The sequence below is a fragment of the Trichocoleus sp. AS-A1 genome, from assembly GCF_039962015.1.
GTDB lineage: Bacteria > Cyanobacteriota > Cyanobacteriia > Cyanobacteriales > FACHB-T130 > FACHB-T130.
In genome coordinates this window covers 1-16,712 of record NZ_JAMPKG010000041.1, presented here as the reverse complement: position 1 = coordinate 16,712, position 16,712 = coordinate 1, and the positions used below count along the sequence as shown (strand labels likewise).

Sequence of the window (16,712 nt, the reverse complement as noted above, 5' to 3'; positions counted from 1 at the left end):
AGACAGAAGTTCTTACACCAGGAGCCATAATTACTCACTCAGACGGCTCAACTACCAAGGTAAGAAGGGTAATTAGATATCGGATAAACAAAGCAATTGAAACTATTATCCAACCTCAAAGCCAGTTAGAACAATTATTTGAGGTTGAGGATAACCAATATAAACTGGTGGATGTCGAAGCAGATGAGAGTGGAGATGAGTATAGTGAAGATTGCTTTATCCATCCTCGCGCCCGAAAAAATAACAGACACTATACGGAAGATTCTATTCGCATATACTTACAAGAAATTGGCAGAATTCGTCTTCTACGATCTGATGAAGAAATTGAATTCGCCCGTAAAGTGGCAGACCTAATGGAACTAGAAAGACTACGTGAGCAATTCATTAAGCAGCTAAATCGCGAACCGCAGGATATAGAGTGGGCAGAAGTAGTATTAAAATCTGAGTGCTATTGGGAGAAGCTTTCTAAAGAACTCCGGCGGGATCCTCAACAAGAAGAGTGGTTACAAGAGGTCAAAAAGCACCTGCCCAGGTTCCGTCACCGCCTCTATATAGGTCGTCGCGCCAAAGATAGAATGGTGCATTCAAACCTGCGTTTGGTTGTCTCAATTGCCAAAAAATACATGAATCGAGGATTAGCGTTCCAAGACTTGATTCAGGAGGGTAGCCTGGGTTTAATTCGGGCGGCGGAAAATTTTGACCATGAAAAGGGTTATAAGTTCTCAACTTACGCACCTTGGTGGATTAGGCAAGCAATTACCCGTGCGCTAGCTGACCAATCTCGCACAATTCGTTTGCCTGTTCATCTGTATGAAACTATCTCTAAAATTAAGAAAACTAGCAGGCTTCTTTCTAAAGAGATGGGTCGTAAGCCCGCTGAAGATGAAATCGCTACTCGCATGGAAATGACCATTGAGAAACTGCGATTTATCACCAAATCTGTTCAGTTACCCATTTCTCTGGAAACTCCTATCCATGTAAATTTAAACAAAGACCCGTGGTTTTATAAGGGAGAAGCACAGGAAGAGTTGTGTTTAGGAGATTTGATTGAAACAGATGAGCAAGACCCAGAAAATCAAGTTTCCAAAAACTTGCTGCGGGAAGACTTAGAAAGCGTCCTCGACACCCTTAGTCCTCGTGAAAGGGATGTAATACGTCTGCGCTACGGGTTGGATGATGGACGGATGAAAACTCTCGAAGAAATTGCCCAGATTTTCAATGTAACTAGGGAACGGATTAGGCAAATTGAAGCCAAAGCTCTTCGCAAACTGCGCCATCCCAATCGCAACTCTATTCTTAAAGAATACATTTGTGGAAATAATTCCTATGACTTGCGAAAAGATGAGTATCGGCAGCAGTCTGAACCAAACCAGAGCCATACAGAGGAAGTTAAAAAGGATTCCTCCCATCCTCAAGATGCAGTTGCTTACTTCAATCAAGGAGTTGAGCGTTATCAACTTGGAAATTTTCAAGGAGCAGTTGAGGACTTTACTCACGCAATTTATCTCAATCCCAACTATGCTGATGCTTACAACAGAAGGAGTAGTGCTTATGCGGCTTTGGGAAACTATCCAAAAGTAATGGAAGACTTACAGACAGCAACAAACCTCTACCTTAGATAAGCGATCACTTATCAGCAAAAGATTCCATATCAAACCGCCTCGGATGCGAGTGGAAGAATATACAAGGATTCTTCACGCCTACACTCAGCGGTAAAGGCGAACACACCTCTTAGTGACTCAGGAGTTAGTGAAGGGTTATTTTCCAGCACTTGTTGTTCGGTCCATCCTACGGAAAATAACCCACGCAAAAACTCTACTGACAGGCGAGTTCCTTTCACAACTGGCTTACCTAGCAGGGGAGTCAGAATGAATGTATTCCCGCCAGTCCATCTTTACTTAAACTTTATGGTAAACTCTGCTATTGCCCTCGGTGTAGTGGTGTTTTGAATAGAAGAGAAGTGCGATCGCTCTCCCGGATTGCTTGGCATCAATGGTGGTTGGGGGAATACTTCATCTAGATTCTCGTTGACGATAGTGGATTCCCAGACGCGATCGCTACCGTTGCTGGTTACGGCTTGATTTTTACCTTTACTATGAGTCACTGACTTAAGCCTGAACCACGTAGGCTGGATTTCCTTCGACGAACCCAGCTAAACCCTTTGAACTGTTGGGTAACGCTTAGCCTCATGGAACAAACCTACGAATTCTCACATTTCTCCTTATGTCAGTGCCATTTATCTATACACGCTCACTGCTACAAACGGCTTAATACTCAGCATAACTGGTTGATTTTATCTATAAATATTCAGTAAAGATTGTCTATAAAAAAATAAAGATTTAGTAAAGGTACGCCTTTAATTGAAAGTTGTTTCGCTTTACTAAGTTTGTTTTATATCTATCAGCTTTCGCTAATAGCTTATAGCAGTTATTGAAACAGTCAGTCCTTTGATAGAAGTAAGAATACGCTCTTGAGATAGAGCCATTCGTGCGTTTGCAAAAGTTATTCTGAAAACAATTCAAGCAAAAGTAGCGAATCAAACTACAACAAAGCTAAGAATTCTTTTTTGAAAGAAAGTGCGTCACGCCGACAGACTTTCAAGGTTCTATTTTATCTACATTTTTTTGGAGTTTATCAACAGCTATGACTAATCCAAAGGATTACCAAACTTATAACCGTGAAGTTCGTCAGGATTCTTACAATGACGCTAACGGTCATACTCACACCAACGTAACGCGAACAGAAACAGTTAATAATGGCGTTGTTAAACCTAACGCTGACTCGTACCGGGATGGTTACGTTAGCGGGCGAGTCTCCGAGCGCAGCTACCAAGAAGAGAATTTAGCGGTTCGGGATAACAACAATGCCGCGAGTGGCTTGGTAATTGGCTTGCTCCTGACTTCGCTGGTAGGCTTGGCCGCTGGTACTTGGTTCTTTTTAAACCAACGGAATGAGGCACCCGCTCCGGTTATCCCAAATATTGTGGTTCCTAGACAACCAGATGCCAAGCCAGCTCCTGAAGCGAAGCCAGCTCCTGAAGCAAAGCAAGCTCCTAGAAAAGAAACCACGATCATTGAAAGAACTAGGGATGTTTTGGTTCCAGTTCCTCAACAGCAAGCTCCGGCACCTCAACAGCAGGCTCCGGCACCTCAACAGCAAGCTCCGGCACCTAACATCAACATTACTGTGCCCAATGCTGAGCCAAAGCAGCCTGAGGCTCAACAAGCACCTTCGACACAAACTGCTCCCACACAGTCCGAAAGTGAGAGCGATCGCACTCCAGCTCAAGACGAATCGAGTGCAACAGATTCAACATCCAGCAGTCAACAAAACCCTGCTGCCGATAGTCCGGAAGCTCCTGGTCAGTAACAGCCATAAAAAAGCCGCGATCGTCTTACTTCAAGCGTTAATAGTTTGAAGGAGAATAGCCTCAAAGTGAATGGCTTTGAGGCTATATTTTATGTTTGGTAAAATACCCACCTAAAGAATGACAATCAGCTTTACTACCCACCCCTCACATAGTTGATGAAGCAGGGGGAGAGTTTTCATGGTGGGTTATTTCTGCCGAGCTGGTCTTGTTCAGACATGAAGTAAGCTGCTGTTGAGTGCAAGCACTTTTATAGAAAGCTTGAAACCAAGACTTCTGCCTGCTTGCGTGACAATTCATTGCGACCATCAACAATTTGACAATTGGGCAAATAAATATGTATTTAACACACCCAAGCCGGGAAAAACGGCTAAAATTTTAATCTAAATTTTTTCACAGAGGTCTATGAATAACTCCTCTAACTTCGCAATGCTAAAGAGTGCGGAATGGAAGTTTTGGTTAGGCTGGATTGCTTTATCTACTATAGGTAGTTTGCTTGGGATTGTTGCTGGCTTTTTTGTAACACTTTTGACTGGAGGTTTTGGCAGCAACGGATTTCCCTTTGGCTGGACTGTTGTATGGGCTATTTTGGGTTGCTTCCAATGGTTGTTGCTGAAGCGGCGAATTAAGAGATCGAGTTTGTGGATTGCAGCGTCTGCTATAGGCGGAGCGGTAGCTTTACCAGTATGTGTGCTAGCGAGTTACTCTATATCTACAAACGCACTATCTGATTTTTTTAGTGACTTTATATCATTGGATCTAAGTAATTCGTATGAGCTTTTTAGCCTATCTAAGATAGGTGCAATAAATGAAGCAATTGTTGGAACTGCACAATGGTTGTTGCTGAAGCGGCAGATTTCGAGAGCGGGTTGGTGGATTCCAGTTTCTGCTTTAGGCGGGGCAATGATTCTACCTCCGATTAGTGCTGCGATTAAAGGTTTAGCCTTGGTTTTGATGTTTCGGCAGACAACATCAAAACCAGATAGCTATATTGAACAATGACCAATAATTCGCTAACGCACAGTCTTCGTTACGCTACTCCAACTAACTTAGCGCTCAGATCCCACAGCTTTTGAGCTTTGTTATCATCGCTGGCTTCGTCAGAAACCTCTTGCACAAAAGACTGACGACCGGGTTTCTGGCGATTTCCCCAACTCCAATACATCCCGGATTCCTTGTATTCAGGATCGGCAACAATCGCTGCAACCCTTTCCCCTGCCAACTCCTGAGACACGTATCCCCCGGTGATGTTCTTTTGGAACAGCGGAAAGATTTTCCGAAACAGAGGATAGTGGTTGCGGAACAGAGGTGTATCTGCAACGCATCCCGGATAGAAGGAGTTAAAGGTAATGCCTGTGGAAGAGTGATAGCGCCGATGCAGTTCCCGCATGGTTAAAACATTGCAAAGCTTGCTATCTTTGTAAGCTTTGCCTGGTTTAAACTTCTTGCCGTTAATCATCGCAATCGGTTCTTTGAAACCAGCTTCAAAGCCTTGGAGATTGCCTAAATCTGGAGGCGCTGGAATCGGAATCTTACCTCCTAACTCCTTCGGATTTGCCGTCACAGTTCCCAAAATCACAAGTCTGCGATCTGGATAAGAGGACTTTTTCAGATCCTCCAGCATCAGGTTGCACAGCAGGAAATGACCCAGGTGATTCGTCGCCACGCTCAGTTCATAACCTTCGGCACTGCGTAATGGTTCTTTTAATAAAGGTAGATAAACTGCGGCATTGCACACCAATGCGTCCAAGGACTTGCCGCTGGCTCTGAAGTTATTCACGAACTGGCGAACGCTCTCCAAAGAGGCTAGGTCAATTTGCATGAGGGTGTAGCTGTCTTGGGGGATTTCCACTGTTTCGGCAGCTTTTTTCCCCTTCTCCAAATCCCGACAAGCCATCACTACGTGCCATCCCTTTTTGGCTAGCGCTTTTGCACCGTACAAACCAACCCCTGAGGAGGCACCCGTGATTACAACCGTTGGCTTCCGATGTGATTCCATTGTGTTTAGACTCCGTTGACCGCCGTTAACTGTCTCTAGGATCTAGGATTTTACACCACTGGGTCATCAGCTCTTATTTTTCGAGGTGCGCTGTTATGAGTATCTTGGGGAAAGTTTTCTATCCATACTGGTTTTGCAATCGTCCATCAACAACACCAATTCAGTAGCGATCGTACCAACAATTTTGGAACTACCTGGCGATCGCGTACTTGACTTGCTAATACCATTCAGCAGCGGCAAGCAACGCGAACTTCGCCAAATTTAGCTTTATCTAATAGCTCTGTTTTACTTAGAGCGTTCAGCCTAGCGATTACCGTTTAACAGACTTTGAAGAATAAGCCCTGAGTTGATGAAAAGTACCCCAACCATTCCATTGTCCGTCCGGTGGTTCCCAATATTTGACATATCTCGCAGCAGTCGGTTTGATTGCAACATCAATATCAAGTTTATTAAAAACAGTTGTTGGAGCGTAAGGATGAACAATGTTAGAAACTAACTGCCAAGACTTGTTATCTGTTGATACTTCGACTCGAAATGTCAAGGAATTCTTAAACGCGCCATCCCAATCGATGTTATAGCCGACTCCATTAAGTTGATAAACGGAACCCAAATCCACAACTTGAAACGTGCCCTTACCATTATTCGTTTCATTTCCCCATCGACCTAGCTGTGGATAATTTGTTGTTGTTTTGTAATCCACATTATCATTGGCATTGGCCCAACCTGGGTAAGTAATTCCTCCGCCTCTGGCAATCACCTGTTTTTTCGCAGCAACGTTAACCCCTGGAAAGTTAAGTTTTTTTGCAACTTTAACTTCTCGATCGGGTTGAGCTTTTGATGGAAGTGGAGAGGAGTTTTTTAAATCTTGTGTAGATTCAGAACAACTAACTAGCGTGAAAGCGACAAGAAAAGCAAAGGTAGATAATTTAACACCTTGTATTCTCATTTTATGTCTCGATTGGCTTTTCGCAAAATTTAATTTACATTTACCTAAATAGATAGTTTTTATCCATTTCGTATAGAAATGGGAATAAAATATTATTGGTTCTTATTAGGTTAGATTAATCAAAAGCCTGGTTGAGCCAAAGCTGCCGCGTGGTGAGCGAAATGCTCGCCGATAAATGAGGCAATGAAATAGTAACTGTGATCGTAACCGGGTTGTTTGCGGAGAGTCAGGGGATGATTGACTTCTGCACAAGCTTGTGCAAAAATGTCGGGTTGTAATTGTTCGCCTAGAAACTGATCTGCATCTCCCTGATCGATCAAAATGGGCAATCTTTCTGGAACAGATTTAATTAAATGCATCGGATCGTAAGCTAGCCAGTCAGATTTATTGTTGCCCAAATAATTCTGAAACGCTTTTTGTCCCCAGGGGACAAGGCTTGGGGTAACAATCGGAGAAAAGGCGGAGACACTTTTAAACATTCCGGGATTTTTCAGAGCGATCGCTAAAGCACCATATCCGCCCATCGAATGTCCGAAAATGCCCCGAATTGCCATGACGGGGAAATTTGCAGCGATCGCTTCCGGCAGTTCTGAAACTACATAGTCATACATCCGATAATGCTTTGCCCAAGGCATTTGCGTTGCATTGACATAGAATCCCGCACCTGTTCCCAAGTCCCAGCTATCTTCTTCACCAGGGACATTACAGCCGCGCGGACTGGTATCGGGAGCAACCACAATTACACCGTATTGCGCTGCAAATTGCTGTGCGCCTGCTTTACTGATGAAATTTTGTTCCGTGCAGGTTAATCCACTCAACCAATAGAGTACGGGACAGGACTGCGTTTCAGCTTGGGGAGGAAGATACACGCCAAAATTCATCTCGCAGTCGAGTACCGCAGAGTGATGGCGGTAGACAGATTGCCAGCCACCGAAACTCCGGTTGCGGCTGACTAAGGTGAGGTTTGTCGGGATGGGTTGGTTCATGACTGATAATGCTGCATACCAAGTTCTGCGCGATCGAGAAGAACCCCACCCCCAGCCCCTCCCCGCCTGCGGGGAGGGGAGACATAGCCGCAGGCTATGGCGGGGTGGGGTTCTCTTAATTATGGGCAAGCCGGACAGGATATTACGAATATAGAATCACAGAACGAATACTCTTCCCCGCGTGCATCAAATCGAACGCCGTGTTAATTTCCTCTAGTGGCATCGTCTGAGTGATGAATTCATCAAGTTTAATTTCGCCTGCGAGATACCTATCTACATAGCCGGGAAGTTGCGATCGCCCTTTAACTCCCCCAAAGGCAGAACCCCGCCACACTCGCCCCGTAACCAGTTGGAACGGACGAGTGCTAATTTCTTCTCCTGCACCCGCAACCCCAATAATCGTCGATTCTCCCCAACCTTTATGACAAGCTTCAAGGGCAGCTCGCATCAAGTTAACATTTCCGATGCATTCAAATGTATAGTCAGCACCGCCATCCGTAAGTTCGACAATCACTTGCTGAATTGGCTGCTCGTAATCTTTGGGATTGATGCATTCTGTCGCACCTAACTGCATTGCCAGTTCAAATTTACTGGGATTGATATCTATGCCAATAATCCGCCCTGCTTGAGCCATTACGGCTCCCTGAACGACGCTTAACCCAATTCCCCCCAAACCAAACACCGCAACCGTTGAGCCTGGTTCTACTTTCGCTGTGTTCAATACAGCACCAATACCTGTAGTAACGCCACATCCTAAGAGGCAAACTTTTTCTAACGGCGCGGCTTTGTTAATCTTGGCGATCGCAATTTCCGGCAATACGGTGTATTCGCTGAACGTACTGGTGCCCATATAGTGATAGATAGTTTCACCGTTCTTGCTGAAACGGCTAGTTCCATCAGGCATCAATCCTTTGCCTTGCGTGGCGCGGATTGCCTGACACAGATTCGTTTTTCCAGACAGACAAAACTTGCATTGCCCGCACTCTGGCGTATACAGCGGAATTACATGGTCGCCTGGTTGCACGCTGGTGACGCCAGCACCCACTTCTTCCACAATCCCGCCGCCTTCATGCCCCAAAATCGTTGGGAAAATGCCCTCTGGATCTTTACCAGACAGCGTAAATGCATCCGTGTGGCAAACGCCTGTGGCAACAATCCGAACCAAAACCTCTCCAGCTTTTGGCCCTTCCAGGTCAATTTCTTCAATTTCTAAGGGCTTGCCAGTTTCCCAAGCGATCGCGGCGCGTGTTTTCATCGTGACTTCCTGCCAATTTTGCCTAGCACCCTATCATCCAGAATTTCGCCAGAGATAGCGAGAGCTGTAATTCTTACTTTAGCGATCGCAGTTCGTTTCGCGGGTGAAAACGACCCAGAAGTTTTAAAAATTCCTTTGCGATCGCCTGTTTCTGCGTCTGACTTACTGCTTTCTAACTGGTTTCTGCGTCCTTTTTTCTTGGTCAAGGACTCAATAAAATCAAAATATTCAATTTGAATGTTAGGCTGCTTCTCAACTGCTACCCAATTTTCTCTTAAGAATCTCTTCCATTTCCCTCAAATCTTCTTCATTTTTGGGAAATCGATATTTTCGGCTATTAGGATTACCACGTTTAATCAGAGCTTCAATTGCTTCATCATCCTCTCGGTGAGCCAAAACATAGGCTCTCAGTTCTTGACGGGTCCTTTTGCTAAAGTCAGGCTTCATCATTAAAGCGACCTTGACTATCGGAAAAAATTATAATTTCTGCGCCTCTCAGTCACAGCAGCAAGGATAAACACTATTTTGGTGTTCTGGTTATACCGCAATACATAGAAATTGGCGATCGCACTCAAGCCGAGAGAGAGTCAAAGTTGCGATCGCGCATTTGTGCTTAACACTCACTGTTCACTGCTTTGGTGACAAATCAAACCACATCTGCGATCGATAGAAGCATACATTAAATTCCAAGAAGAAATTCATACGTCCCAACAGTAATGGCACATCGTCTGACAGACTCCACGCAAATACCAAACGAACAGGCACAAAATCCCTAATTTTAGCAGATACTAACAATCCTTTTGCCTCAACAGGAGCTAGATTTCCTGCAAGCATGACTGAGGTAGTTTGCTCTTCCCAAACTGCTCCTAATTGAATGCCGACACTGTAAGGTAGAACGTTGATGCTAGCTCCAGTGTCCAACAACCCTGAAATCTGCACAGTAGTATCTCGGTAAATTAAGGTTAGAGGTAACTCTGGTACAGCATCAGGAACTCCAAAGGCATCATTCCTCTCTACAAACGGGAATCTTTGAGAGTTAGGCATTGTCCGTCTGGCTATCCTCTTCCAGCAATTGAGCTAGTTTTTGGGCAGCTTCGTGGGAATTGTAGGGCGACCAAACTGGATATATCCCCCCAGCTTCTAATAGCAGCGCATCTTCTTCCTTCGCTAATTCTAAAACTAGAAACTGCATGACTTTAAGCTTGTCTGCACGAGACAAGCTTCGTAAGGTGGGCATTAGTTCTACTATATTCATGGCAACCACAACAAAAATAATTCAGTGCTTCTATTTTTCCACAAGCACCTGAGAGCGATCGCTAGTCCTTCCGTTGATGGACTAATCCCCGCTAATCTCTACTAACATCTCGCCTGAGCGCAAAAGCTCCAAAGCGTCTGGCAATGTTGCACTCAAAATCTCTCGCAATCGCGTATTGGATGTATTGCCACACGTCAACCAGATAATTTGTGGAGGTACCCCGTAGCGAGCGACCAAATCAACAAAATCTCTGTCCTTGGTTATAACGATCGCTCCTTGCGCTTTTGCTGCCTCAAAAATCTCATAATCTTCAGCATCTCTCAGACCAATATCGCGCAAGGCTACTGCTGTCACCCCAAATGTATTCGCGATCCAGGGTGCAATTCCAGGCGACAGTTGTGCATCTACCCAAATCGTCATGCCACCAGAACTGGATGATCGACTTTACGCGCCGCGTAGGTGAGTGCTGCTTTCAGATCCTCCATTTCCAGATCGGGCATTTCCTCCAAGATTTCTTCGGCACTTAAACCAGCCGCAAACAAGTCCAGCACATCTGATACCCGAATTCTCATACCCCGAATACAGGGACGACCACCACACTGTTTTGGATTAACTGTAATTCTTTCAAGCAAATTTGGCATCCGATTTTACTCCGAAATAAATCCTTATCTCAGTGTGGATCGAGTTTGCCTAAGTTGCAAATTCAAAAAATCTGAAGATGCGATCGCTTATTTTTTCTTCTGACTAACTGCTATCTAACTGGAATCACAAGGCGTAATTGCGATCGCTTGCCAGTTTCTAATCCCAACTGCTTGACAAGTGGCAATGAAGATATATCGTTAATGGGTAATCGCGTATTATCTGCTTTTGCATAATTACCCTGCCAGGAATACTCCTCATAGATCCCTGTATGGCTAACAATGTATAACCCTCACTTTAACTACAAAGTCGCTGGATAGTTACATTTTGGACATTCATGGATAAGTTTATCTCTAAAACTATAATATTTAGGTATTATGCACTGTTTACCATCTATTGTTAGAGAATAAAATTGCCAACTACTAAATCCAGGTAAGAATAATATATCCTTTAAAGACAAATTTTCAGGATTGTAAATATAAACTTGATTTGATTGAGGCACATCTTCAGAAGATGTAGTATCATCAGAAGCCATAGCAATATTGAAAATTGTAGATAAATCCGTCGGTTTTGATTTAAAACATACCTCTATAATTGTGTTAATTGCTTCATGAGATATCTTACGAAAATAGCGACCGTGTTTTGGGCAATCTCCAATTTCTTCAACCTCCCCATAAGTAAAACAATACGCTCTTTCGCTTGACGTAAATGGTAGTCTTACATATTGATATAAATCTACTGTTTTGACGTTGGCAACTTCTAGTAATTCCATTAAGTAAAGGTAAAAAATTAGAAGGGTATTGCCTATATTAGGAATACCTGTAGCTTTTGGCTTAGAAATATTTTTGATATCACTGTTCCTGAAATAGTGATATCTTAATCCATTTGGCACCAAGCCTTCTTCACAAGGTATTATTAACCCTTGGTTCAGAACAACAACAAAATTTGGCCAAATTGACGAAGGATTTTCTATCATAAATTCTTCTATGGTTTTTGCTAAGGTTGTCCATTGTAAGCTGCACTCATATGCAAATAAAATGCCAAATCTTTCCTCAGCCCCTTTAAGCTTCTTAAATGAAGCTATATTCTTTAATCCCTTATTTACATCGTCCTTGCTACTCAATTTTGACTTAACTTGTATTACACCGTAAACAGCCTCAATTGCTAAAAATGACAGACTTGAATAGCTAACTAATTTTGGGCTGTTGAAAGAGTCATAAATTGCTATATCAATTTGCTCAGTTTGATGTCCAGTTTGAGAAACAACCCGAACACTTGACTTTGAAACTCCATACTTTAAGGGAAGATATCCTTTTTCAGACAAAAATTCTCGTAATATTTCTTCTCGAACAGCACCTTTATCTCCTGGGTGCCTGATGGATGATGACCGCTTATATTCATTAAATAGTTTGTCTTGATTTAATGCAAATTCCCGTTCCAATCCCTGAAATTCTATTGATTGCTCTCGAAACTCTTGAGCAGTTGATTTTAATTCGGAAATTAATTTGTGTCTAGGATCTGGATGTGTCATTTTTTTTAGTAAAATTTTGAAACTTTAATTTATTTTTGATTATTGTTATTGGGCGTTAATTCTTCAATTCTATGCTAATTCGCCTTAGCGATCGCACTAATTCGCGTTAAGGGCTTTTATCTGTCTGCTCCAAAGCAGTTTTAGGCTGGGTTATGGCAGCAGGAGGCTGGTTTTCCTGCATAACTTTTATTAGAAACCGTAGAGCTTCATTGACTGCATTGGCATTGGGAAACATCTCTGCGACATCGGGTTCTAAGCGAACGATTGTCTCGCCAAAACTCTTTCTTTGGGAACCTAACTTTCTGACTCGTAGACTTTTTAAGTCATATTCCGATCGCATCTCATCTTCCATTTCTGGCTCAACCCTCTTCATAGACTTCTCGCTCGGAGCGGGTAACAACTCTTGCGCTAATGAGACGAATCGAGTCTCCTCTTTCCGTATAAGAGACAATTAATAAGCGTCCTTGATTGGACTCTCCAACAATAAGGTAACGCTCTTCGTCATCAGAGTGGTCTGGATCGTAGAAGTCAACATAGAGTTGATCGTCGAAAACAGTTTTGGCTTCTTCAAAGGAAACTCCGTGCTTTGAGAGATTGCTTGCCGCTTTGTTTTCATCCCACTCAAACCGCATAGGAATATCTTAGCATCAGATATTTGAGGAAACTTGATGAACGGTTAAGGCTTGAGTAGCGATCTCACTGAGCAGTCAGCCGTCGATGATATGTTGATTTGCATTAGCGATCGCTCTCCCGCTATCAGGTGTAAACTACAACCGGAACTCGCTTAAACGCAGGTATCCCAGACTGCTTATCTATACGCGCTTTAAAGATTACATTAACTTCGGGATAGAACATCATTGCTGCTCCTTGACGCACAGCACCAAAGATAATTTCAACATTCTCTAACTTGCCTGCATCACCCTGCACCGTGACTCGTTGATGCTCTTGCCATCCTGCTTCTTCTGCATCCAAGGGGTTCATTAAAATGCAATTTCGGTGCGGCATTCCGCGATACTTGTCGCCTTGTTTATAAACTACCGTGTTATGTTGCGAGTAGCTGCGTCCCGTCATCAATGCTAATACAATGCTTTGCCTAGATTCCGGGACTCCAAACTCTTTTGCTTCCGGTAAATGCAATTCTGGTAATGGCGTGAGAAACATATTCGCTTTACCCGACGGTGTAGCAAATTTTGGTTCCTTGAAAATGCGTCCGGCGATGGTGAATTCTTCCTTGGTTTCATCAATCGTCGCCATCTGCTCAAAACCGGGAATCGTTTTGGCAATCAGTTGACGGACATATTTAGTATCTTGCAGTTTGCGCCAATCAACCGGATCGCTGCCAAGAATCCGATGCGCCAATTGTGTGAGAAATTCTACCTCGGAAATCAAATCCGCATCCTTGAGATGGGTTTTCCCAACATCATTGAGCCGCACAAAATTGTTGCCCGATTCCGTAGTAGTTTCGTGCGGATTTTCAAAGCGGTTAAATACGGGAATGATGATGGTATTTTTCTGCGCTAAACCGTGAAAGTGTCCTAGATTCGGTTTGGTGGCGAGGTAGATAATGGTGTCAATATTGCCTAAAGCTCGCTTTGCTTGATTTAAGTCAGGGTTCGCCGCATACAGATTTCCACCCAGGCAAATCAACGTATCTACTTTCCCTGCATCAGCCGCATCAATTAAGTCGCGGGCGCGATATCCAGGGTTGCGGTTGAGCGATCGCCCCAGCAATTTCTCTAACGCTTCTTGAATCTCTTTTTTGAGTTGGACTGTCACTCCCATCGAGCCAAAACCCTGGACGTTGGAGTGTCCCCGGATGGGCATCGTACCGCCGCCGTCTTTGCCCGCATTGCCTGTCAGCAGAGCGGTGTTAGCGATCGCATAGATGTTATCCACGCCGTTTTCTTGCTGCGTTGCACCCATCGCCCAAGCAAACACCACACCCTTAGAAGAGGCGATTAGTTCGGCGGCGACTTCGATCTCCTGTTGGGAAACACCGCAAGTTTGCGCGATCGCATCCCACGAAATAGAGCCAGCATAATCAACAACCGCTTCCCAACCCTCAGCATGGGTGCGAAGATAATCTGTTTGAATTAAGTTGCGTTCAATTAGCGCTTTTTGGATGCCGATAAATAGCGCCACATCGCTACCGGGAATCGGTTGCAGATAAAGTGAGGAAATTTCCGATCCGGTAAATAGCGACTTGAGGGGAAATGCTGGGGAAGCAAACTTGACCAACCCCACTTCCACTACTGGATTAACGACAATAACTTTGCCACCGCGATCGCGCAACTCGATCAGTTCGTTCATCAAGCGCGGATGGTTAGCAGGCGCATTCGACCCGATCAGCACCACGCAGTCTGCCTTTTTCAGGCTATCCAGACTCACCATTGAGGTGCCAGAGCCAAACATCTGCTTCAGTCCCACCGTCGAGGGGACGTGGCACAAATCCGAACAATCTGCCAAATGATTCGACCCCAGCGATCGCATCATCAGTTGCAGCAGATAAGCCGCTTCATTCGACGATCGCCCGGAACTATAGGAAGCGACTCGCTCCGGGGACTTGCGAAAACCAGCTTCGCTAATCTCGTAAATCTCATCCCAGGAAATCCGCTCGTAATGAAATTTTCCCTCGCGCAGAATGACCGGAAAGCTGAGACGACCGAGGCGATCCGCTTCTAAGGAAGTTAACTGCTGGAGTTCGGCGATACTGTGGCGGTCGAAGAAATGAGTCGGAACGGGTGGTTGCAACTCGGCGGAAATTGCCTCAACACTTTTGGCGCAGCGTTGCATCGTTTCCCCCAACTCGTTCGCGAAGCCACCCTTGTGTCCCCCCGTTCCCCAAGCACAGGACAAGCAAGCACTTTTATGTAACAACGTTTGCCACAGTTTTGGCCCTTCCGGTGACAGGGTATGCTCTGCCCAATATTGCACGACGGGCAAACCGCCCCCCATTTCTGGAGTATTGCTGGTTGCTTTGGTTGCGTCTTCTGGTTTAATATCTGCGTCCATACAGCTTCCTCTTGAATGCAGCGCCACTCATCTGTCAGCCTGTAATGCGTTCTATCCCTCGGAATTTATCTTGAGCTAAATACTATCTAGAGGGACTTGAAATCAGCGTAACTCATCAAAACTTGTCTCGCACGATTGTATAGATGTGCGATCGCTGAGAGTTTTTTCCCTAGAAAACTAGCTTCTCAAACATCCTCTAACTATTTCAATCGTAGCGCTGGGATCTCAGTCTTTAAGCAGATTTTCAGATGCCTTCCCCTAGCCTGCAACTGCTCTATGAAATAATGGGGACACAACTGTTCCTAAAATTTTTATGACCATTTCTCACAGCCAGGGCTATCTCGTCACGATCATTTGCGAAACGGTATTGCAAGATCGCCTAGTTAAGCTGCTCAGCGGATTGGGTGCTTCTGGCTACACTATTATTCCAGCCAAGGGCGCTGGTAGTCACGGTAAACGTATGGGAGATATCGCTGGCTATAACACCAACATTGAAGTCAAAACCATTGTGTCGAAAGAGATATCAGACCAATTACTAGAAGACCTGAAGGAGTTTTCGAGCAATCATGCCTTGATTGCCTTTCGTCAAAAGGTAGATGGCTTGTTTGATTAAGTAGTTGAATCTAAACTCTGACTGGGGCGATAGATTTCAATTTGTCAAGCTATTTATTGATTAGTTATAGCAAAAGTGGCTCAATTTTTGCTTGTACTTCCTCAATCAGACTTTCTGGCACAGACTCGACAAATTGAACACCACGAGCTTTCCAGTCTAAACACTTAATCTGATCTGCAAGAATAACCCCCTGAATCTTCAATCCAGATGGCAAGAGAACTTCAAAAGGATATCCTTTTTGTTGTTTTGTGATAGGCATGAACAAAGCCAGGGAGCTTTTCTCGTTATAAACAAGAGGCGAGATTACAAAAGCTGGTCTATGACCCCTCTGTTCGTGCCCCTTTGTCGGATCGAAGTCCAAGTAAACGATATCTCCTCGGCTTGGAATATACAGATTTGCTTGTGCTACCAAACTTCATTCCCTACAGCGATTCCACTATCAATTTCAGTGTGAAGATTCTCCGGTGTAATTCCCTCAATAAGCTCATCAAGCGAGTAACGCTTTCGATTTCTGGGCTTGATAACTAGAGTTCCATCTACCACACTAATATCTATCTCAGCCCCTTCAGCTAACTGGATCTCCTTGGCTAAATTCTGTGGAATCCGAACAGCAAGACTGTTTCCCCACTTTGCAACAGTCGCAGCCATAGTCTGAATCTCCATCTAGCGAAACCGCTCTCTATACTCTGCCCTTATTCAAGTACGTATCTACAGAGTATCTACAGTATAGCGACGAAGCAAATGCTCGACAAGCATTCTGCCCCAAAGCCACTTGCAGCACTTCCAGCCAAAAATCATTGCAGTATTGTCTTACAGGCAACTTTCTAAAATTTTCAATTCGGTTTTGAGCATAATTCAGCTTCTTATTTGTCGTCAATCCTGGTGCCGATGCCCTTAGCGAGGCAAGACATAAGTAGCTAGGATGATTTAAACCTAAAACGCTCTAACGTATATCCCCCTTGTTCACTCCGTGATTCCATGCCGTCCATTACAGCCAGGGCTAAATCATATTCATTGTCGAACATTCGTCCTGAAATTTCATGGGTTTTGAGTTGATGCCACTGTCCTTCGATGGGGTTCATCTGGGAGCAATAAGCAGGCAAAAAGAA

At 44.2% G+C, this 16,712-nt stretch carries 22 protein-coding genes and 3 pseudogenes; 6 read left to right on the top strand and 19 right to left on the bottom strand.

Translation table 11 applies throughout. The annotated features are described in order from the left end of the window. Positions 1 to 71: 71 nt before the first annotated feature. Together rpoD and NC994_RS23410 are read left to right on the top strand one after the other, a co-directional pair. Positions 72 to 1,310 (top strand): annotated as a pseudogene (rpoD, locus tag NC994_RS23415) (RNA polymerase sigma factor RpoD); the annotation flags it as partial. A 21-nt stretch (positions 1,311 to 1,331) separates the two neighbouring features. Next, positions 1,332 to 1,622 (top strand): tetratricopeptide repeat protein, encoded by a 291-nt coding sequence (locus tag NC994_RS23410; protein ID WP_242032587.1) that lies wholly within the window; start codon positions 1,332 to 1,334, stop codon positions 1,620 to 1,622. A gap of 29 nt (positions 1,623 to 1,651) precedes the next feature. Here NC994_RS23410 and NC994_RS23405 read toward each other — a convergent pair. Both NC994_RS23405 and NC994_RS23400 read right to left on the bottom strand, forming a co-directional pair. Continuing rightward, a pseudogene (locus tag NC994_RS23405) lies at positions 1,652 to 1,892 on the bottom strand (DUF433 domain-containing protein). A 2-nt stretch (positions 1,893 to 1,894) separates the two neighbouring features. Then, a complete protein-coding gene (locus tag NC994_RS23400; RefSeq protein WP_190439549.1) occupies positions 1,895 to 2,104 on the bottom strand; it encodes a hypothetical protein in 210 nt (69 codons plus the stop codon). 539 nt (positions 2,105 to 2,643) lie between these two features. On the opposite strand from NC994_RS23400, the gene NC994_RS23395 reads away from it, so the two are divergent. Both NC994_RS23395 and NC994_RS23390 read left to right on the top strand, forming a co-directional pair. Next, entirely contained in the window at positions 2,644 to 3,369 is a 726-nt protein-coding gene (locus tag NC994_RS23395; RefSeq protein ID WP_190439546.1) for a hypothetical protein, read from the top strand. Positions 3,370 to 3,772: 403 nt separating this feature from the next. After that, entirely contained in the window at positions 3,773 to 4,369 is a 597-nt protein-coding gene (locus NC994_RS23390) for a hypothetical protein (RefSeq protein WP_190416133.1), read from the top strand. A 28-nt stretch (positions 4,370 to 4,397) separates the two neighbouring features. Here the strand turns inward: NC994_RS23390 and NC994_RS23385 are convergent, their stop codons facing one another. Continuing rightward, a complete protein-coding gene (locus NC994_RS23385) occupies positions 4,398 to 5,366 on the bottom strand; it encodes a protochlorophyllide reductase (RefSeq protein WP_190416132.1) in 969 nt (322 codons plus the stop codon). Positions 5,367 to 5,499: 133 nt separating this feature from the next. Here NC994_RS23385 and NC994_RS23380 point away from each other — a divergent pair, with 133 nt between their 5' ends. Further along, positions 5,500 to 5,631: a hypothetical protein gene (locus NC994_RS23380; protein WP_277877712.1), complete on the top strand. Its 132-nt coding sequence runs from the start codon at positions 5,500 to 5,502 to the stop codon at positions 5,629 to 5,631. Positions 5,632 to 5,676: 45 nt separating this feature from the next. Here the strand turns inward: NC994_RS23380 and NC994_RS23375 are convergent, their stop codons facing one another. The 13 genes from NC994_RS23375 to NC994_RS23315 form a co-directional block, all read right to left on the bottom strand. Then, a complete protein-coding gene (locus NC994_RS23375) occupies positions 5,677 to 6,312 on the bottom strand; it encodes a discoidin domain-containing protein (protein ID WP_190439543.1) in 636 nt (211 codons plus the stop codon). Positions 6,313 to 6,431: 119 nt separating this feature from the next. Next, positions 6,432 to 7,298: an S-formylglutathione hydrolase gene (gene fghA / locus NC994_RS23370; RefSeq protein ID WP_190439540.1), complete on the bottom strand. Its 867-nt coding sequence runs from the start codon at positions 7,296 to 7,298 to the stop codon at positions 6,432 to 6,434. Between the two features lie 142 nt (positions 7,299 to 7,440). Next, a complete protein-coding gene (locus tag NC994_RS23365; RefSeq protein ID WP_190439538.1) occupies positions 7,441 to 8,553 on the bottom strand; it encodes an S-(hydroxymethyl)glutathione dehydrogenase/class III alcohol dehydrogenase in 1,113 nt (370 codons plus the stop codon). Continuing rightward, entirely contained in the window at positions 8,550 to 8,759 is a 210-nt protein-coding gene (locus NC994_RS23360; RefSeq protein ID WP_190439535.1) for a hypothetical protein, read from the bottom strand. The genes NC994_RS23365 and NC994_RS23360 overlap by 4 nt, the downstream gene beginning before the upstream one ends. Positions 8,760 to 8,805: 46 nt before the next feature. Then, positions 8,806 to 9,003: a hypothetical protein gene (locus tag NC994_RS23355; protein ID WP_190439532.1), complete on the bottom strand. Its 198-nt coding sequence runs from the start codon at positions 9,001 to 9,003 to the stop codon at positions 8,806 to 8,808. Between the two features lie 177 nt (positions 9,004 to 9,180). Continuing rightward, a complete protein-coding gene (locus NC994_RS23350) occupies positions 9,181 to 9,597 on the bottom strand; it encodes a retroviral-like aspartic protease (protein ID WP_190439528.1) in 417 nt (138 codons plus the stop codon). Beyond that, a complete protein-coding gene (locus NC994_RS23345; RefSeq protein WP_190439524.1) occupies positions 9,590 to 9,808 on the bottom strand; it encodes a hypothetical protein in 219 nt (72 codons plus the stop codon). The genes NC994_RS23350 and NC994_RS23345 overlap by 8 nt, the downstream gene beginning before the upstream one ends. Before the next feature lie 81 nt (positions 9,809 to 9,889). Next, the gene (locus NC994_RS23340; protein WP_190416125.1) at positions 9,890 to 10,228 is read right to left on the bottom strand and encodes a DUF5615 family PIN-like protein; all 339 of its coding nucleotides are present in this window, start codon (positions 10,226 to 10,228) and stop codon (positions 9,890 to 9,892) included. Further along, complete coding sequence (locus NC994_RS23335; RefSeq protein WP_190416124.1) at positions 10,225 to 10,449, bottom strand: DUF433 domain-containing protein; 225 nt, start codon at positions 10,447 to 10,449, stop codon at positions 10,225 to 10,227. The genes NC994_RS23340 and NC994_RS23335 overlap by 4 nt, the downstream gene beginning before the upstream one ends. Before the next feature lie 299 nt (positions 10,450 to 10,748). Next, on the bottom strand, positions 10,749 to 11,978 hold the full coding sequence (locus NC994_RS23330; protein WP_190439521.1) for a DUF6602 domain-containing protein: 1,230 nt from the start codon (positions 11,976 to 11,978) through the stop codon (positions 10,749 to 10,751). A gap of 106 nt (positions 11,979 to 12,084) precedes the next feature. After that, positions 12,085 to 12,351 carry a hypothetical protein gene (locus NC994_RS23325; RefSeq protein WP_190439518.1) on the bottom strand — a complete coding sequence of 89 codons (267 nt, stop codon included), beginning with the start codon at positions 12,349 to 12,351 and terminating at the stop codon, positions 12,085 to 12,087. Continuing rightward, positions 12,338 to 12,610, bottom strand: a complete 273-nt coding sequence (locus NC994_RS23320; protein ID WP_190439515.1) for a BrnT family toxin — start codon at positions 12,608 to 12,610, stop codon at positions 12,338 to 12,340. Before NC994_RS23320 ends, NC994_RS23325 begins: the two co-directional genes overlap by 14 nt. Positions 12,611 to 12,734: 124 nt before the next feature. Beyond that, positions 12,735 to 14,990 (bottom strand): FdhF/YdeP family oxidoreductase, encoded by a 2,256-nt coding sequence (locus NC994_RS23315; protein ID WP_190439513.1) that lies wholly within the window; start codon positions 14,988 to 14,990, stop codon positions 12,735 to 12,737. A gap of 313 nt (positions 14,991 to 15,303) precedes the next feature. Here NC994_RS23315 and NC994_RS23310 point away from each other — a divergent pair, with 313 nt between their 5' ends. Beyond that, positions 15,304 to 15,603 carry a hypothetical protein gene (locus tag NC994_RS23310; RefSeq protein ID WP_190416119.1) on the top strand — a complete coding sequence of 100 codons (300 nt, stop codon included), beginning with the start codon at positions 15,304 to 15,306 and terminating at the stop codon, positions 15,601 to 15,603. A 64-nt stretch (positions 15,604 to 15,667) separates the two neighbouring features. Here the strand turns inward: NC994_RS23310 and mazF are convergent, their stop codons facing one another. The 3 genes and pseudogenes from mazF to NC994_RS23295 all read right to left on the bottom strand — a co-directional run. Further along, complete coding sequence (gene mazF, locus NC994_RS23305) at positions 15,668 to 16,015, bottom strand: endoribonuclease MazF (RefSeq protein WP_190439508.1); 348 nt, start codon at positions 16,013 to 16,015, stop codon at positions 15,668 to 15,670. Beyond that, positions 16,009 to 16,251 (bottom strand): AbrB/MazE/SpoVT family DNA-binding domain-containing protein, encoded by a 243-nt coding sequence (locus NC994_RS23300; RefSeq protein WP_190439501.1) that lies wholly within the window; start codon positions 16,249 to 16,251, stop codon positions 16,009 to 16,011. The genes mazF and NC994_RS23300 overlap by 7 nt, the downstream gene beginning before the upstream one ends. A 269-nt stretch (positions 16,252 to 16,520) precedes the next feature. Further along, positions 16,521 to 16,712 (bottom strand): annotated as a pseudogene (locus NC994_RS23295) (IS630 family transposase); the annotation flags it as partial.